This is a genomic window from Rhodococcus erythropolis R138, from assembly GCF_000696675.2.
Lineage (GTDB): Bacteria > Actinomycetota > Actinomycetes > Mycobacteriales > Mycobacteriaceae > Rhodococcus_F > Rhodococcus_F erythropolis.
This window is the reverse complement of sequence record NZ_CP007255.1, coordinates 765,662-782,107: the sequence shown is the minus strand read 5'-3', so window position 1 is coordinate 782,107 and position 16,446 is coordinate 765,662. Positions and strand designations below refer to the sequence as shown.

14 protein-coding genes are annotated in these 16,446 nt (G+C 62.2%); 11 read left to right on the top strand and 3 right to left on the bottom strand.

The window, feature by feature from the left end:
• The first annotated feature begins 50 nt into the window (after positions 1–50).
• Entirely contained in the window at positions 51–929 is an 879-nt protein-coding gene (locus tag H351_RS03495) for a LysR family transcriptional regulator (protein WP_029256764.1), read from the top strand.
• Here the strand turns inward: H351_RS03495 and H351_RS03490 are convergent.
• The 3 genes from H351_RS03490 to H351_RS03480 are packed head-to-tail and all read right to left on the bottom strand — an operon-like array spanning position 926 to position 4,805.
• Positions 926–2,617 carry an acyl-CoA dehydrogenase family protein gene (locus tag H351_RS03490; RefSeq protein WP_029256765.1) on the bottom strand — a complete coding sequence of 564 codons (1,692 nt, stop codon included), beginning with the start codon at positions 2,615–2,617 and terminating at the stop codon, positions 926–928. The genes H351_RS03495 and H351_RS03490 overlap by 4 nt on opposite strands.
• 10 nt (positions 2,618–2,627) lie before the next feature.
• On the bottom strand, positions 2,628–4,133 hold the full coding sequence (locus H351_RS03485) for a class I adenylate-forming enzyme family protein (protein WP_029256766.1): 1,506 nt from the start codon (positions 4,131–4,133) through the stop codon (positions 2,628–2,630).
• 36 nt (positions 4,134–4,169) lie between these two features.
• The gene (locus H351_RS03480; RefSeq protein WP_007735239.1) at positions 4,170–4,805 is read right to left on the bottom strand and encodes a TetR/AcrR family transcriptional regulator C-terminal domain-containing protein; all 636 of its coding nucleotides are present in this window, start codon (positions 4,803–4,805) and stop codon (positions 4,170–4,172) included.
• A 175-nt stretch (positions 4,806–4,980) separates the two neighbouring features.
• Between H351_RS03480 and H351_RS03475 the strand changes: the two genes are divergently transcribed.
• The 10 genes from H351_RS03475 (at position 4,981) to H351_RS03430 (ending at position 16,445) form a co-directional block, all read left to right on the top strand.
• Positions 4,981–5,961, top strand: coding sequence for a helix-turn-helix domain-containing protein (locus tag H351_RS03475; protein WP_021346131.1), 981 nt, complete (start codon positions 4,981–4,983; stop codon positions 5,959–5,961).
• 204 nt (positions 5,962–6,165) lie between these two features.
• Positions 6,166–7,227, top strand: a complete 1,062-nt coding sequence (gene oxdA / locus H351_RS03470) for an aliphatic aldoxime dehydratase (protein WP_020971427.1) — start codon at positions 6,166–6,168, stop codon at positions 7,225–7,227.
• A gap of 115 nt (positions 7,228–7,342) precedes the next feature.
• Positions 7,343–7,711: an ArsR/SmtB family transcription factor gene (locus tag H351_RS03465; protein ID WP_020909773.1), complete on the top strand. Its 369-nt coding sequence runs from the start codon at positions 7,343–7,345 to the stop codon at positions 7,709–7,711.
• Positions 7,712–7,756: 45 nt separating this feature from the next.
• Positions 7,757–9,163 carry a substrate-binding protein gene (locus tag H351_RS03460; RefSeq protein ID WP_029256767.1) on the top strand — a complete coding sequence of 469 codons (1,407 nt, stop codon included), beginning with the start codon at positions 7,757–7,759 and terminating at the stop codon, positions 9,161–9,163.
• Positions 9,164–9,277: 114 nt separating this feature from the next.
• Complete coding sequence (locus tag H351_RS03455; RefSeq protein WP_029256768.1) at positions 9,278–10,843, top strand: amidase; 1,566 nt, start codon at positions 9,278–9,280, stop codon at positions 10,841–10,843.
• A gap of 73 nt (positions 10,844–10,916) precedes the next feature.
• On the top strand, positions 10,917–11,540 hold the full coding sequence (gene nthA / locus H351_RS03450) for a nitrile hydratase subunit alpha (RefSeq protein WP_029256769.1): 624 nt from the start codon (positions 10,917–10,919) through the stop codon (positions 11,538–11,540).
• A 26-nt stretch (positions 11,541–11,566) separates the two neighbouring features.
• Positions 11,567–12,205 (top strand): nitrile hydratase subunit beta, encoded by a 639-nt coding sequence (gene nthB, locus H351_RS03445; protein WP_019746133.1) that lies wholly within the window; start codon positions 11,567–11,569, stop codon positions 12,203–12,205.
• A gap of 98 nt (positions 12,206–12,303) precedes the next feature.
• Positions 12,304–13,503, top strand: a complete 1,200-nt coding sequence (locus H351_RS03440; RefSeq protein WP_029256770.1) for a GTP-binding protein — start codon at positions 12,304–12,306, stop codon at positions 13,501–13,503.
• A gap of 31 nt (positions 13,504–13,534) precedes the next feature.
• Positions 13,535–14,476, top strand: a complete 942-nt coding sequence (locus H351_RS03435) for an SMP-30/gluconolactonase/LRE family protein (RefSeq protein ID WP_029256771.1) — start codon at positions 13,535–13,537, stop codon at positions 14,474–14,476.
• A gap of 151 nt (positions 14,477–14,627) precedes the next feature.
• Positions 14,628–16,445, top strand: a complete 1,818-nt coding sequence (locus H351_RS03430; protein ID WP_020971432.1) for an ABC transporter substrate-binding protein/permease — start codon at positions 14,628–14,630, stop codon at positions 16,443–16,445.
• Position 16,446: the final 1 nt, after the last annotated feature.

Here is a 16,446-nt window from a genome sequence, read left to right as displayed (position 1 = left end):
TCGACTCATTTATGTGGAAGAACCACATAATGAAACCCGGGAGGAGCGACATGGAATTGCGTCAGCTGCGCGCGTTTCTCGCAGTCGCCGACGAACTTCATTTCGGCCGGGCCGCCGAGCGACTCCACATCGGGCAGTCCCCGCTCAGCCAGACCATTCGGGCGCTCGAGCGCGAACTCGGCACCGACCTGTTTATCCGGACCACCAGATCAGTGCAATTGACCGCAGCCGGCGAAGCCTTGGTCACGCCCGCACGAATCATCGAAGCGCAGATCGCCGTCGTACGAGATATCGCATCAGCGGCGTCGACCGGGGAAACAGGCCGTGTCACGGTGGGTTTCGGCGGAACGGGCGGCTACACGGTGCTGTCGGCCCTCACACGATCGCTGGCCGACTCCCATCCGGGAATCGAACTGGACCTACGGCCGCAGATGTACTCGGGTGAGGTGCTCGACGCTCTCCGACGCGGAACACTCGACATGGGCATAGTCGGCCTGCCCATTCCGCGCGGATTCGAGACTCACACTGTGCGCGAGGAAACCTTGATGGTCGCGGTCCCCGCCAGGCATCACCTCAGTACCAGGGACTCGGTGTCACCGGAAGACCTGGCAACCGAGCGATTCGTGATGTATCCCGCCGAGCACGGCTCGGTGGTGCGCGATGCGACGTTGTCCGTCTGCACCACAGCAGGTTTCACGCCCACCGTCGCGCACGAAGCCCCCGATCCGTACAGCCTGTTGGCCATGGTCGGAGCGGGGGTCGGGATCGCCGTCGTCGTGGAGTCGACGGCGCATCTGTCCATGGACGGGGTCGTGTACCTGCCGATCGCCGGGGCCACGCCCACGCTGAAAATCGCGATGGCATGGCGACCGAACAATCCGACGCCGGCAGTACACACCGTCACCAGGGTACTGAGGGAGCAGCCTTAGGCTCTGGCGAGAATTCCCGCGAAATCTGTTCCCACAGGCAGAGTTCCGTACTCGTGACCACGGTCGGCGCCGAGGCGAGCGGCAATGAACGCATCGGGCGAGGCGGCCGGGGAGTGGCGCACCATGAGCGAAGCCTGCAGCGCCAACGCCATTGCCTCGACGACGGTCCGAGCGCGGAGCTGGGCGTCGGCGGGTGCCATCGTGGCGAGCTCACCGAGTTGGCGTCGTACCCGATCGAGGTGCTGATCGAGGACCGGGTTGTTGCCGCGAGCGAGGTTGACCTCGTGGTCGAAGGCGGCAACGGAATCGGGTTCACGGGTCATCGCGCGCAGGACATCGAGTGCGATGACGTTGCCCGACCCCTCCCACACGGCCATGACGGGCTGCTCACGGTAGCGACGGGCAAGCGGGAAGTCCTCGGTGTAACCGTTACCGCCCAGGCATTCGAGTGCCTCGTAGGAGTGGTGCGGGCCGCGCTTGCAGATCCAGTACTTCGCAACAGCCGTCGCGAGTCGGCGGAACGCCTTTTCCTGCTCGTCCGCGTCCTCGTCCTGCGCGCGAGCCAATCGCAGTGCGGTGATGGTTGCGGCTTCGGATTCGAGAGCCAGATCGGCGAGCACCGACGTCATCGCCGGCTGATCTGCAAGGACGGCACCGAAAGCGCTTCGGTGCCGTGCGTGCCACACTGCTTCGGCGACCGACTGACGCATACCTGCCGTGCTGCCGAGGATGCAGTCGAGTCGCGTCTGGGACACCATTTCGATGATGGTCCGCACGCCACGACCCGGTTCGCCGATCATGGTGCCGACGGTGCCGTCGAGTTCGATCTCGGACGACGCGTTGGACTTGTTCCCCAGCTTGTTCTTCAGACGCTGGATGCGGAAGATGTTGCGTGTGCCGTCGGGCAGGATGCGGGGGAGAAGGAAGCAGGAAAGTCCCTCACCGGCTGCACCTTCGGCCTGAGCAAGAACCAGGAACGCGTCGGACATCGGCGCGGAGCAGAACCACTTGTGTCCGGTGAGCAGGTAGTCCGCACCCGGGCCGCCACGTCCGGCCGGCTTGGCGATGGTCGTGTTGGCTCGCACGTCGGAGCCGCCCTGCTTTTCCGTCATGGACATTCCGAATATCGCGGATGCCTTTCCGGGAGCATCCAACTCGGGGGTGTAGCTCCGAGAAAGGGCACGCGGGGTCCAGATGGCGGCCACGTCCGGTTGCAGCTCGAGCGAGGGGATCACGGCGTGCGTCATGGAGATCGGGCACGCGTGGCCCGGTTCGACCTGGGAGAACAGCATGAATGCCGCGGCCCGAGCCACGTTGGCACCCGGCTTGGGGTCAGCCCAGGCAGAGGTGTGAGCACCGTGCGCTACGGCAGCAGAGATGATCCGGTGATACGACGGATGGTATTCGACCTCGTCGATGCGGTTTCCCCAACGATCGAAAGTCTTCAATTCGGGGATCACCGTGTTGGCCAGCTCGGCGTCGTGCTGGAACCCGGCACTGCCAACCAGTTCACCGATGTCGGCGAGTTCGCTTGTGGCCCAATCGGCGTCGTGGCGCGCGACGCCTTCGACCAGGACCGTATCGAGCTGGAACTCGTTGACGTCCGTGCGCGGTACCGACTGGTTGAGCACTGCATGGGTGCGATGCGGAGCCGGGTGGGTGACGGTCTTCTCGGAAATATCAGTCATGACAGGCCTTTCAGCTCGCTGCGCGGATGAGGTGCTTCTGGATCTTGCCGGTCGGTGTACGCGGAAGAATGGTCGCGAACACGACTTCACGCGGAATCTTGTAGCGCGCCAACTTGTCCGAGAGGTAGTCCTTGATGTCGTCGGCGCTGATGACATCCGGTTCACGCCAGACGACGTGTGCGACGACGGTCTCGCCCCATTCTTCGTTGGGTTTTCCGACAACGGCGACGTCGACGACGTCCGGGTGGCCGGAGATCACGTCCTCGACCTCCTTGGAGTAGACGTTCTCACCGCCCGTGATGATCATGTCCTTCGCGCGGTCGACGATGAAGAGGTAACCGTCCGCATCCTTGCGCGCCAGATCGCCGGTGCGATACCAACCTCCGTCGGCAAAAGCAGCCTTCGTGACAGCGGGGTCGTCGAGGTACCCCTGCATGACGGTGTCGGCGCGCAGCCAGATCTCACCGATGTGATCGGGCTCCGCGTCGGTGCCGTCATCGGCAACCAGGCGCAGGTCGACGCCGGCCAGCGCGACGCGGCCGATCGAGCCCGCCTTGCTCAACTGCTCCTCGGGGTACAGCACAGTGCCCACCGGCCCGGTCTCGGTCATGCCGTAGACCTGCCGGAATTCGGTGGTGCCGTACGACTCCACCAGTCGCCGAGCGACATCCGCGCCGATCGGTCCGCCGCCGTACAACCACGCACGAACGCTACCGAGGTTGTAGTCGGCAAAGTTCGGCACGAGGTTGAGTGCAGTGGTGTAGATGACCGGCGGGCCGAAGCAGAGGGTAATACGTTGTTCCTGAACAGTTTCCAGGAATTTGACGGGATGGTACTCGCGCAGCAGCACGACGGTTCCGCCCATGTAGAGCGTGGACATGAACCAGTTGTTGAGCGGGGAAGCGTGCCAGATCGGGACGGCCATGAGCAGGCGCTCGTCCCGAGTCGTCGACACGGCGAGGGCCGCGGTGACGGCAACACCGACGACGTTGCGGTGGCTGTGGACGCAGCCCTTGGGCGAGCCGGTGGTCCCCGAGGTGTAGAGGATTTCAGCCGGATCGTTCTCGTCGATGTCGATACCGTCAACGCCCTCTTGGCGGGTGATGGCGTCGTCGAAGAAGTCGAAACCGTCTGCGACAGAGTCCGTGCTGATCAGCTTGGCCGTTGTCTCCAGTCGACCGACAACCGGCGCCAACTCACCGTCGAAGACGCACACCGACACCTTCGCGTGTCCCAGCACGTAGGCAACTTCCGGAGTCTGCATCTTGTGGTTGATGGGGACCACGACGGCGCCCAAGCGCCAGGCACCGAGCATCGCGTACACGAATCCCGGAGTGTTGTAACACATCAGCGCGACGCGGTCGCCCGGCTGCACGCCCAGCGACTGCAAATAGCCTGCGGCGCGTCGACTTCCGTCCTGAACCTGGGAGTACGTGTGATCGTGACCGTCGAATATCAGGAAGGGTTTGTCCGGGGTCTTGGTGACGTTGCTGTCGAATACGCGAACGATGTTCATCGAAGTCCTTGTCGGAGAATCACGCTCGAAGAGAGTTCATTCCATCGAGCTGTTGAGTACGGCGTCGGGTATCTGGAGAGTGGCGAAGATGACGGCGACCGCCTCCTCGAGGGAGTAACCGAAGCTCTCGCCGGTGGCAGTTTTCTGAATGACGAGGCCGAAGATCGCAGACCAGAAGGCCTTGGATTCGACGTCGATGCCCGCGCGCAGCTGCCAGCCGGTGCGGATCAAGGTACGGAGGAGGGCTGTTTCACCCGAGGAATGCAGAGTGCGAAGCGTCTCGGAGATCAGATCGCGGAGTTCACCACGGCGACCCGTCATCATCATCGCTTCCACGAACAGTTCGACACTGGGAGCGCCCGAGCCGAGGAGTGATCCGACCAGCTTCTCGGTGTAGTCACCCACGGTGTCGGCGTCGGCGGCGTCGACCTCGGCACGCTTGCCTGCGCGCAGAACGGCTGCACACGCCACCTCGACGAAGAGCTTCTCTTTTGAGCCGTAGTAGTAGGTCACCTGGTTGGGATGGGCGCCGGCGGCGGTGCAGATCTGCGCGATGGACACGCTGTCGCCATGTTCGAGGAAGAGCTCGGTTGCAGCGTTGAACAGTGCCATGCGCGTCTGCTTGCCCGACTCACGCGTCGCGCGCGCTGCGGGAACTGACTCGGTGACCATCACGAACTCCTACTTGTTTGTATGACAAACAATAACTCGGCGTTGTTTGTATGGCAAACAATTTCTCCCGACGTGATGACATGTCGACTCCTATCGACATGTCCGATGTGCGGGATTACTCTCTGAACATCGAGCACCCGAGAACTTCGGCTTTTCTGCGAGGAGGCGCCCTGCAATGCTCGCGCGATCCGGCTTCTCCCTGCCCACACGCACGACTCTCACGGGCGACTGGGCAGATTTATTGCGTGAGCATTTTGTCGCGCTCGACGTATCCGATATCGAAGACGGCGATGGATTCAGTGGGGCCGTGCACTCGGCCCAACTCGCACACGTTCGGGTGTCCGCAGTTCAATCGATGGAACAACGAATAGTCCGTAGCAGCAGCCTGATCAAGAGTGACGGTGCGGACTATCTGCAAATCGGAATGATCCGCCGCGGTAGCGCGGTAGTGCGGCAAGACGACCGCGAATGCGTCCTACGACGTGGCGACTACGTCCTGTACGACACCACGCGCCCCTTCGATTGGCAGATCGAGGGACACGCACACGACGGCATCTGGGGACTCGAGGTGTTCACCTGGCCACGGTCATACCTGTCCCTCAGCGACGCGGAGGTCACGAGCTTGACAGCCATTGCCTTCGACGGACACGCGGGCCTGAGTGGCCTGCTGGGTCGCTTTCTTCACGATCTTGCCTCCGTCCGCATGACGTCCGACGCGAGCGGAGACGAGGAGGAAGTCGTCAACGAGATCGGCAGCCTGGTCAAGTCGGTTCTCCACGCAACGGCGCGTCCGATCGTCTCCCGGCGAACTGGCCTGTACGAATCCGCTCTGTCGGCCATAGACGCCCGCATCGCTGACCCGGCCCTGTCACCGGTGGACATCGCGGGATCAGTCAAAGTCTCCATTCGCCAGTTGCACCGAGCCTTCGCCGAACACGGCACAACGGTGTCGCGTTCGATTCGCAGCCGTCGACTCGACGGTTGCCGTCGTGAGATCGTGCAACGCCACGGCGTAGAGCGGTCGCTGACCCAGATTTCTCACCGCTGGGGATTCACCGACCTGGCCGCCTTCAGTCGCGCATTCAAGGCGGAGTTCGGGATCAGCCCGCGGCAATACCGGTCGCAAGCAGTGGCCCCCACAAGTACTGCCCGCTGATCTGTAACATCCTCGGACACTTACCCATTCAACATGATGTTCAAAACGTTCGGTCGCCGACGCCTATCCACAATTCTCGGCGCGGTAGGCCAAGTATCGGGCGCTGACGGCCAAGTTTGCTCGGCCTCGCGGGCGTAGATTTTCGGCACGGCGTTGCCAAGTGCCAGGCACCCGATCCGACCACCTACATCACAGGGAGCACTCATGGAATCTGCAATCGGTGAACATCTTCAATGCCCGCGCACGCTGACCAGGCGCGTTCCGGATACCTATTCGCCACCATTTCCCATGTGGGTCGGGCGTGCGGACGACACATTGCACCAGGTCGCGATGGGCTATCTCGGCGTGCAGTTCCGCGGCGAGGATCAGCGCTCGGCAGCACTGCAGTCCATGCGGGATATCGTCGCCGGCTTCGACTTGCCGGACGGACCGGCACACCACGATCTGACCCACCACATCGACAACCAGGGCTACGAGAATCTGATCGTGGTCGGGTACTGGAAAGATGTTTCTTCCCAACATCGTTGGAGCACATCAGCTCCGGTGGCCTCCTGGTGGGAGTCCGAGGACCGCTTGTCCGACGGATTGGGGTTCTTCCGGGAGATCGTGGCACCGAGAGCCGAACAATTCGAGACGCTCTACGCGTTCCAGGACGATCTCCCCGGAGTGGGAGCCGTCATGGACGGTGTCAGCGGCGAGATCAACGAGCACGGCTACTGGGGTTCGATGCGCGAGCGCTTTCCGATCTCTCAGACCGACTGGATGCAGGCCTCGGGCGAACTACGGGTCGTCGCCGGTGACCCCGCCGCAGGTGGACGCGTAGTAGTGCGGGGACACGACAACATCGCACTGATCAGATCCGGGCAGGACTGGGCCGACGCGGAAGCAGACGAGCGCAGCCTCTACCTCGACGAAATCCTGCCCACTCTTCAATCGGGCATGGACTTCCTCCGCGACAACGGCCCGGCCGTCGGGTGCTACAGCAACCGTTTCGTACGCAATATCGACATCGACGGAAACTTCCTCGACCTGAGCTACAACATCGGTCACTGGGCCTCACTCGACCAACTCGAGCGGTGGTCGGAATCCCACCCGACCCATCTGCGGATCTTCACGACGTTCTTCCGGGTGGCCGAGGGCCTGTCGAAATTACGTCTCTACCATGAGGTCTCGGTATTCGATGCCGCCGATCAGCTGTACGAGTACATCAACTGCCATCCCGGGACCGGGATGCTGCGCGACGCGGTGACCACCGCCGCGCACTGACCGAAGCCGCCGGAAATCTTCGGCCACGTTCTTTCCCTCGGAGGCAACTCGAGATATGTTGACGAGTGTCGACATATCTCAGTAGAGGCCATCGAGGAAGCGCGGACAGCACACAGTGACTACTCAAAGAAACGAAGAGTTGGCGTTTGCTGTGCTGGCCGACCAGGTGCGCCGACAGATTCTCGACACTCTGGCTACCCACGGCGAATGCAACGCAGGCTTCATCAGCGATCAAATTTCGACGGTCGGTCGCACCACGGTATCCACACATCTCAAGGCGCTGCGGCTGTCCGGAGTTATCGTCGAACGCCGTCAAGGACGTCATCGCTTGTTTTCGATCGATCCGTCTGGGCCCGCCAACGATGCACTCCAGTTCCTGCGCGACGTCCTCGGGCGAGCGCTGGAAGCAGGTTCGAACGCCTCCGAGTTGCCGACCACGGCGACTGAGGATTCCGACGCGGCTTCGGTGCGTCGCCGGGCTTGAGGCCCTGTTTGAGCCCCAGCATCTATTTCAGGCAGGAAGTAGAACGTGCCAGGTCTCTCCGTAACGGCACAGATCGTGACGACGGACCCACCAGGGTCAGCCTTCGAGCGCTTCGAAACGGGGCAACTGCTCGAACTCGAATGTGAGCAACTGACGGTCGGGGCCGCCGTCGCCATCTCCCTTCCCGTCGGCGACGGCGCACGCGCAGATGTAGCCGGAATGCCGATCACTCTGTTGGGGTATGTCGCCGGCGTGAAGCGGGGCCGCTCGGTCGTAATCGTGCACCACCAACCGTGGCGCGGCCGTCTGACGATCCGGTTCTTTCCCGACGGCACCGGCACCCGACTCGTTCTCGAGTCCAGCCTCGATCAGGACGGCATTTCCTGGCTTGCCAACAAGCGCGGATTTGCTCCACCCGAACCTCCGCGCTCCGACCGACATCGGATCGGACTGCTGGTCAGCAAATCCGGCTCGGCGGCTGTATTCGCCCAGGCCACAGAAACACTCGCTGCCCTGGCGGTCGAAGAGATCAATGCCGACGGCGGTGTCGGCGGCGTTCTCGTCGACTTGGTGATCGGCGATGACGCTTCCGACTCGGCGGCCGGAGCGGCGACCGCACTGCGATTGATGAAAAGCGGATGTCGCGCCATTTTTGCGTGCGTGACGTCGTCGACCTTCAACGCCGCCGCATCTGCGTTGCAAAACACCGGTGTGTTGTTGGTACACACAGTTCTCAACGAAGGAGGTCGATCGCGTCCGGGGATCCTTCGATTGGGTGAGCGGCCACTCGACCAGACGCGAGCGGGCATACCCGCAATGATGTCCGAGACCGGTTCTCGCACTTGGTTCCTGGTCGGTCAGCAGTATTCGTGGTCGTTCGGAGCACATTGGGCGGCTCGGCGTGTGATCGCCGAATCCACAGGTTCGGTGGCCGGCGAAGTCTACGTACCGTTGGGAACAACCGACTTCTCACGGATCATCGAGTCGATAGTCGACTCCGGGGCGGAACTGATTCTTTCCACCCTGGTGGGCCATGACGAGGTCTTCTTCGAACGGCAATGCGCCCAGCACGGACTGCGGGCCACCACGCGGACGTTCGCGCTGGTCCTCGACGAGGCCACTCAGCAGCTCATCGGCAATTCCGATGCCGACGGAGTCTGGGCGGCATTCGGCTACTTTCAATCCGCAGCCGGCGAACACGACCTCGACAAGCGATACAGCGCAAGCTCGAACGAACTCCTGCCTCCGCTCAGTTCCCTGTCGGAGACAACGTACGAAGCGATCGTCGCTTACGCACGCGCAGTCGAACGAACGTCGGCGGGCGATCCGGAAACAGTACTTCGGCAGCTTGTCACAACGTCGAAAGGCTCGACGGACACCGGCGTTCCACTGCATCGCCCGATCCTGATCGCTGAATCACGCCATGGGCGTCTGTACCCCCGCTCTCTCTGAGCGCCCGTAACCCGAACTTAACGAGTCAATATGTCGATACCTATTGACGCAATTATGGATCTGGCCCTAGTCTGAAAGACAAGTGAAGCCGATCACATCAGGAGCACACTTCTCATGGCGACAATCCGACCTGACGACAATGCAATAGACACCGCTGCAAGGCATTACGGCATCACTCTCGACCAATCAGCCCGGCTCGAGTGGCCGGCACTGATCGACGGAGCACTGGGCTCCTACGACGTCGTCGACCAGTTGTACGCCGACGAGGCAACCCCGCCGACCACGTCACGCGAGCACGCCGTGCCAACTGCGAACGAAAACCCCTTGAGCGCTTGGTATGTGACCACAAGCATCCCGCCGACGTCGGACGGCGTCCTGACCGGCCGACGCGTGGCGATCAAGGACAACGTGACCGTGGCCGGAGTTCCGATGATGAACGGATCTCGGACGGTAGAGGGATTCACTCCGTCTCGCGACGCGACTGTGGTCACTCGACTACTGGCGGCCGGTGCAACCGTCGCAGGCAAAGCTGTGTGCGAAGACCTGTGTTTCTCCGGTTCGAGCTTCACACCGGCAAGCGGACCGGTCCGCAATCCATGGGACCCACAGCGTGAAGCAGGTGGATCATCCGGTGGCAGTGCAGCTCTCGTTGCAAACGGTGACGTCGATTTTGCCATCGGCGGGGATCAAGGCGGATCGATCCGGATCCCGGCGGCATTCTGCGGCGTCGTCGGACACAAGCCGACGTTCGGGCTCGTCCCGTATACCGGCGCATTTCCCATCGAGCGAACAATCGACCATCTCGGCCCGATCACACGCACGGTCCACGATGCCGCACTGCTGCTCTCGGTCATCGCCGGTCGCGACGGTAACGACCCACGCCAAGCCGACAGCGTCGAAGCAGGTGACTACCTGTCCACTCTCGACTCCGATGTGGATGGTCTGCGAATCGGGATCGTTCGAGAAGGTTTCGGGCACGCGGTCTCACAGCCCGAGGTCGACGACGCAGTTCGCGCAGCGGCACACAGTCTGACCGAAATCGGTTGCACGGTAGAGGAAGTAAACATCCCGTGGCACCTGCATGCTTTCCACATCTGGAACGTGATCGCCACGGACGGTGGTGCCTACCAGATGTTGGACGGCAACGGATACGGCATGAACGCCGAAGGTTTGTACGATCCGGAACTGATGGCACACTTTGCTTCTCGACGCATTCAGCACGCCGACGCTCTGTCCGAAACCGTCAAACTAGTGGCCCTGACCGGCCACCACGGCATCACCACCCTCGGCGGCGCGAGCTACGGCAAAGCCCGGAACCTCGTACCGCTCGCCCGCGCCGCCTACGACACTGCCTTGAGACAATTCGACGTCCTGGTGATGCCCACACTGCCCTACGTCGCATCCGAATTGCCGGCGAAGGACGTGGATCGTGCAACCTTCATCACGAAGGCTCTCGGGATGATCGCCAACACGGCACCATTCGACGTGACCGGACATCCGTCCCTGTCCGTTCCGGCCGGCCTGGTAAACGGGCTTCCGGTCGGAATGATGATCACCGGCAAGACCTTCGACGATGCGACGGTCCTCCGAGTCGGGCGCGCATTCGAAAAGCTTCGCGGCGCGTTTCCGACGCCTGCCGACCACATCTCCGACTCTGCACCACAACTCAGCCTCACCTAATCCTGTATCCGCACTTGCACAAAAAATTCCACCGATTCACACATGATCAGCCCGCATAGAAAAGGTGAACCAGATGTCAGTAACGATCGACCACACAACGGAGAACGCCGCACCGGCCCAGGCGCCGGTCTCCGATCGCGCGTGGGCCCTGTTCCGCGCACTCGACGGTAAGGGATTGGTACCCGACGGTTACGTCGAGGGATGGAAGAAGACCTTCGAGGAGGACTTCAGTCCAAGGCGCGGAGCGGAATTGGTCGCGCGGGCTTGGACCGACCCCGATTTCCGGCAGCTGCTTCTCACCGACGGTACCGCCGCGGTTGCCCAGTACGGATATCTGGGCCCCCAGGGCGAATACATCGTGGCAGTCGAAGACACCCCGACCCTCAAGAACGTGATCGTGTGCTCGCTGTGTTCATGCACCGCGTGGCCCATCCTCGGTCTGCCGCCGACCTGGTACAAGAGTTTCGAATACCGTGCACGCGTGGTCCGCGAGCCACGGAAGGTTCTCTCCGAGATGGGAACCGAGATCGCGTCGGACGTCGAGATCCGCGTCTACGACACCACCGCCGAAACTCGGTACATGGTCCTACCGCAACGTCCCGCAGGCACCGAAGGCTGGAGCCAGGAACAACTGCAGGAAATCGTCACCAAGGACTGCCTGATCGGCGTCGCAGTCCCGCAGGTCACCACCGTCTGACCACCCCGACAAGAAAGAAGCACACCATGGATGGAGTACACGATCTTGCCGGAGTTCAAGGCTTCGGCAAAGTCCCGCATACCGTCAACGCCGACATCGGCCCCACCTTCCACGCCGAGTGGGAGCACCTGCCGTACAGCCTGATGTTCGCCGGTGTCGCCGAACTCGGGGCCTTCAGCGTCGACGAAGTTCGATACGTCGTCGAGCGGATGGAGCCCCGCCACTACATGATGACCCCGTACTACGAGCGGTACGTCATCGGCGTCGCGGCACTGATGGTCGAAAAGGGAATCCTGACGCAGGAAGAGCTCGAAAGCCTTGCAGGAGGGCCGTTCCCACTCTCACGGCCCAGCGAATCCGAAGGCCGACCGGCTCGCATCGACACAACCACCTTCGAGGTCGGTCAGCGAGTACGTGTGCGAGACGAATACGTTCCCGGGCATATTCGAATGCCTGCTTACTGCCGAGGACGGGTGGGGACCATCGCTCACCGGACCACCGAGAAGTGGCCGTTCCCCGACGCAATCGGTCACGGCCGCAACGACGCCGGCGAAGAACCCACCTACCACGTGACGTTCGCTGCGGAGGAATTGTTCGGCAGCGACACCGACGGCGGGAGCGTCGTTGTCGACCTCTTCGAGGGTTACCTCGAGCCTGCGGCCTGATCTTCCAGCATTCCAGGCGGCGGTCACGCGATCGCAGCGGTTCGCGTGACCGCCGCCTGATCACAACGATTCACTCATTCGGAAGGACACTGGAAATCATGGTCGACACACGACTTCCGGTCACGGTGCTGTCAGGTTTCCTGGGCGCCGGGAAGACGACGCTACTCAACGAGATCCTGCGCAATCGGGAGGGCCGCCGGGTTGCGGTGATCGTCAACGACATGAGCGAAATCAACATCGACAGTGCAGAAGTCGAGCGTGAGATCTCGCTCAGTCGCTCCGAGGAGAAACTGGTCGAGATGACCAACGGCTGCATCTGCTGCACTCTGCGAGAGGATCTTCTTTCCGAGATAAGCGCCTTGGCCGCCGATGGCCGATTCGACTACCTTCTCGTCGAATCTTCGGGCATTTCCGAACCGCTGCCCGTCGCGGAGACGTTCACTTTCATCGATACCGACGGCCATGCCCTGGCCGACGTCGCCCGACTCGACACCATGGTCACAGTCGTCGACGGCAACAGTTTTCTGCGCGACTACACGGCTGGCGGTCGCGTCGAAGCCGATGCCCCGGAAGATGCACGCGACATCGCGGATCTGCTTGTCGATCAGATCGAATTTGCCGACGTCATCCTGGTGAGCAAGGCCGATCTCGTCTCGCACCAGCACCTGGTCGAATTGACCTCGGTCCTACGATCTTTGAACGCAACTGCTGCGATAGTTCCGATGACTCTCGGCCGTATCCCACTCGACACGATTCTCGATACCGGCTTGTTCTCGCTCGAGAAAGCTGCTCAGGCCCCCGGATGGCTACAAGAACTCCAAGGTGAACACACCCCCGAAACCGAGGAGTACGGAATCGGTTCGGTGGTGTACCGCGAGCGCGCGCCCTTCCACCCACAACGCCTGCATGATTTCCTGAGCAGCGAGTGGACCAACGGAAAGTTACTTCGGGCCAAGGGCTACTACTGGAATGCCGGCCGGTTCACCGAGATCGGGAGTATTTCTCAGGCCGGTCATCTCATTCGCCACGGATACGTCGGCCGTTGGTGGAAGTTTCTACCCCGTGACGAGTGGCCGGCCGACGACTACCGTCGCGACGGAATCCTCGACAAGTGGGAAGAACCTGTCGGTGACTGCCGACAAGAACTCGTCTTCATCGGCCAATCCATCGACCCGTCTCGACTGCACCGAGAACTCGACGCGTGTCTACTCACCACAGCCGAGATCGAACTCGGGCCAGACGTGTGGACCACCTGGAGCGACCCCCTGGGCGTCGGCTATACCGACCAGACCGTTTGATATTGGTCCGATTTGCCGTAAGTTGTGCGCAATGGGGCTATCACGCAACCGAACTCGGGCGTTGTTGATCGTCGCGGCAATCGCAGCCGGGACCGCTGCCGCGGCAATCGCAGCCGGGACCGCTGCCGCGGCGACGCCGGCGGAGGCCACCTGGACAACACCGCCGATGTGCGGCGATTGGCAGGTCGAGACCGTAGCCCAAGGGTTGGAACAGCTCGAAAACCTCGAGACCGATGACAACGGCGGGTTCTACCTCTCCGGCGAGTCGAAGATCTATCACGTCGACGCCGAAGGACAGGTACGAACAGTCCTCGACGGCATGGGTGCCCCTGGCGGTTTGCAACTCGACGGTTCGAGGCTGTCCTTCCTCACCAGACAGGACGGCAAGCTGTGGCACCTGGACACCACGACGGATCAGCTGTCCGCACCCGTCGACTTCGCGGGCAACGGCCTGCTCCGCCTACCCGACGGCGATCTACTGACCACGTGGGTCGGAACAGAAGGCGGCCAGTCGAAGGGCGTGTCGCGCTATCTGAACGACTCCGGAGCCGTCGTACCCAATTGGGCCGCAGTGCCACGTTCGGAGGGGCTCGCGCTCAGTCCGGATCATCGAGCCGTGTACACCGATGATCTGTTCACAGGTCAGATCATTCGAGTCCCTGTGGATACCCCTGATGCGTGGGCCGTTGTCGCAACCGTCCCGAGCCCGGTACCCGGTCTCGACGATCTGACCGTGTCGCGGGATGGGATGCTCTACGTCGCTGCTCACCTCGAGGGCGCGATCTATCGTGTAGATCCCGAGACCGGGAAGTCCTGCGTCGTCGCTTCGGGTCTGTCGGGTGGGTGGACCGGGCCGAGTTCAGTGCGTATCGGCCGGGACGGCGACGGCTGGGCGCTCTACGTCACCGGCTTCGACGGGACACTGCGCCGCCTGGTACCTCCGGCGGGCGTCGAACTCGCACCCGTTCGGTAACTCCGTTCTCTTCGAGACGGGATTCTCCGACCTGGCGATACTTAAAATCACGCTGATTTGAAGGCATGCCCGCAGCGCAACGGCCGCTTGTCCGGAAACTGTCAACAGTTCTACACGGAGAAATGGCTACCCTTAGGTTTACGCTGCTCGCATGTTTTCTTCCGTCGCAGCGAAGATCCGCCTGGTGGTGGCACTGCTCCTCACTGCCCTCCTGGCGCTGACTCTGTCATCGTGCTCGAGTGGCTCGGATTCGTCGGCAGCCCCCACAGACCTGTGTGCACCTCCGGGAGTGGGAGCCGCAACCGCGGCCCCCACCAATCTGGATGCGGCAGCGGGTGCGGGCGCCGAAGACCGCTACACCACGGCCACCGTCACCCCGGTCGATCGGATCGACACCTCGAAGCTGAACTTGATCAAACCCGGGGTCATCACGGTCGGCACGCTCGGTGACGCGCCCCCGAGCATCTGCGTCAACTCCGATAATCAGTACACCGGATACGACAACGAGCTGCTGAAGGCCGTCGCGGACAAGCTGGGCCTGAAGGTCGAGTTCGTCGGCACCGAGTTCGCCGGGCTTCTCGCCCAGGTTGCCGGTCGACGCTTCGACGTCGGCTCGTCGTCCATCACCACCACAGACGACCGTCGCAACACCGTCGGCTTCACCAACGGTTACGACTTCGGATACTTCTCCCTCGTCGTGCCTAACGGCAGCCCGATCACCGGCTTCGGAGACCTGGACGCATCCAAGCGCATCGGCGTCGTGCAGGGAACCGTGCAGGACGACTACGTCGTGAACACGCTCAAGCTCGATCCCGTGAAGTTTCCCGACTACGCCACGGCGTACGCGAACCTCAAGTCCGGACAGATCGACGCCTGGGTAGCTCCGTCTCAGCAGGCCGAAGGCGCAATCGCTCCGGGTGATCCGACCTCGATCATCCAGAACACCTTCTCGGTCAACAACTTCGTCGGCTGGGCGGTGAACAAGGAGAACCAGCCGCTGATCGACGCCCTCAACTCCGGCCTCGACGCAGTCATCGACGACGGAACCTGGTCTCAGCTGTACGCCGACTGGGTACCGCGCCAACTCCCTGAAGGCTGGAAGCCCGGATCCAAGGCCGCGGCCACTCCGGAACTGCCCGACTTCGCAGCCATTGCCGCGGAAAACGCAGCAAACGGTGACGGTGGCGATACCGCGTCGTACCAACCGAAGTCGACGCTCGAACAGCTCAAGGACACGTTCTTCGACTGGGATCTGTACAAGAAGGCATTCCCCGATCTCCTCAAGACCGGTCTTCCCAACACCCTGATCCTTGCGCTCGCGTCCGGCATCATCGGCACGATCCTCGGCATGCTGCTCGCTGTCGCCGGTATCTCGCGCACCCGTTGGCTGCGCTGGCCGGCCCGCGTCTACACCGATATCTTCCGTGGCCTACCCGCAGTCGTCATCATCTTGATCATCGGGCTCGGCGTCGGACCGATCGTCAAGGGAATCACCGGTAGCAATCCGTACTGGCTCGGTGTCGCGGCGCTGTCACTGCTCGCGTCGGCATACATCGGTGAGATCTTCAGATCCGGAATCCAGAGCGTCGAGTCCGGACAGCTCGAGGCTTCACGTGCCCTCGGTTTCAGCTACCGAAAGTCCATGTCGCTTGTCGTCATCCCGCAGGGTGTACGACGCGTTCTGCCGGCGTTGATGAACCAGTTCATCTCGCTGATCAAGGACTCGTCGCTGATCTACTTCCTCGGTCTCCTCGTCACCCAGCGGGAACTCTTTGCCGTCGGACGTGATCTCAACGCCCAGACCGGCAGCCTGTCCCCGCTCGTTGCGGCAGGCTTGTTCTACCTTGCTCTGACCATCCCGCTGACGCACCTCGTCAACTACATCGACAACCGGCTCCGGACCGGACGCGCCGACACCTCAGGCACGTTGGATCCGCTCGAGCAGGCCATCGTCGTGGAAAGGGGCTGAG

Coding starts and splice junctions, on each gene's coding strand:
- H351_RS03430 (WP_020971432.1), top strand. CDS start 14,628: ATGTTTTCTTCCGTCGCAGCGAAGATCCGCCTGGTGGTGGCACTGCTC.
- H351_RS03440 (WP_029256770.1), top strand. CDS start 12,304: ATGGTCGACACACGACTTCCGGTCACGGTGCTGTCAGGTTTCCTGGGC.
- H351_RS03485 (WP_029256766.1), bottom strand. CDS start 4,133: ATGAACATCGTTCGCGTATTCGACAGCAACGTCACCAAGACCCCGGAC.
- H351_RS03490 (WP_029256765.1), bottom strand. CDS start 2,617: ATGACTGATATTTCCGAGAAGACCGTCACCCACCCGGCTCCGCATCGC.
- H351_RS03435 (WP_029256771.1), top strand. CDS start 13,535: ATGGGGCTATCACGCAACCGAACTCGGGCGTTGTTGATCGTCGCGGCA.
- H351_RS03495 (WP_029256764.1), top strand. CDS start 51: ATGGAATTGCGTCAGCTGCGCGCGTTTCTCGCAGTCGCCGACGAACTT.
- H351_RS03475 (WP_021346131.1), top strand. CDS start 4,981: ATGCTCGCGCGATCCGGCTTCTCCCTGCCCACACGCACGACTCTCACG.
- H351_RS03480 (WP_007735239.1), bottom strand. CDS start 4,805: ATGGTCACCGAGTCAGTTCCCGCAGCGCGCGCGACGCGTGAGTCGGGC.
- nthA (WP_029256769.1), top strand. CDS start 10,917: ATGTCAGTAACGATCGACCACACAACGGAGAACGCCGCACCGGCCCAG.
- oxdA (WP_020971427.1), top strand. CDS start 6,166: ATGGAATCTGCAATCGGTGAACATCTTCAATGCCCGCGCACGCTGACC.
- H351_RS03455 (WP_029256768.1), top strand. CDS start 9,278: ATGGCGACAATCCGACCTGACGACAATGCAATAGACACCGCTGCAAGG.
- nthB (WP_019746133.1), top strand. CDS start 11,567: ATGGATGGAGTACACGATCTTGCCGGAGTTCAAGGCTTCGGCAAAGTC.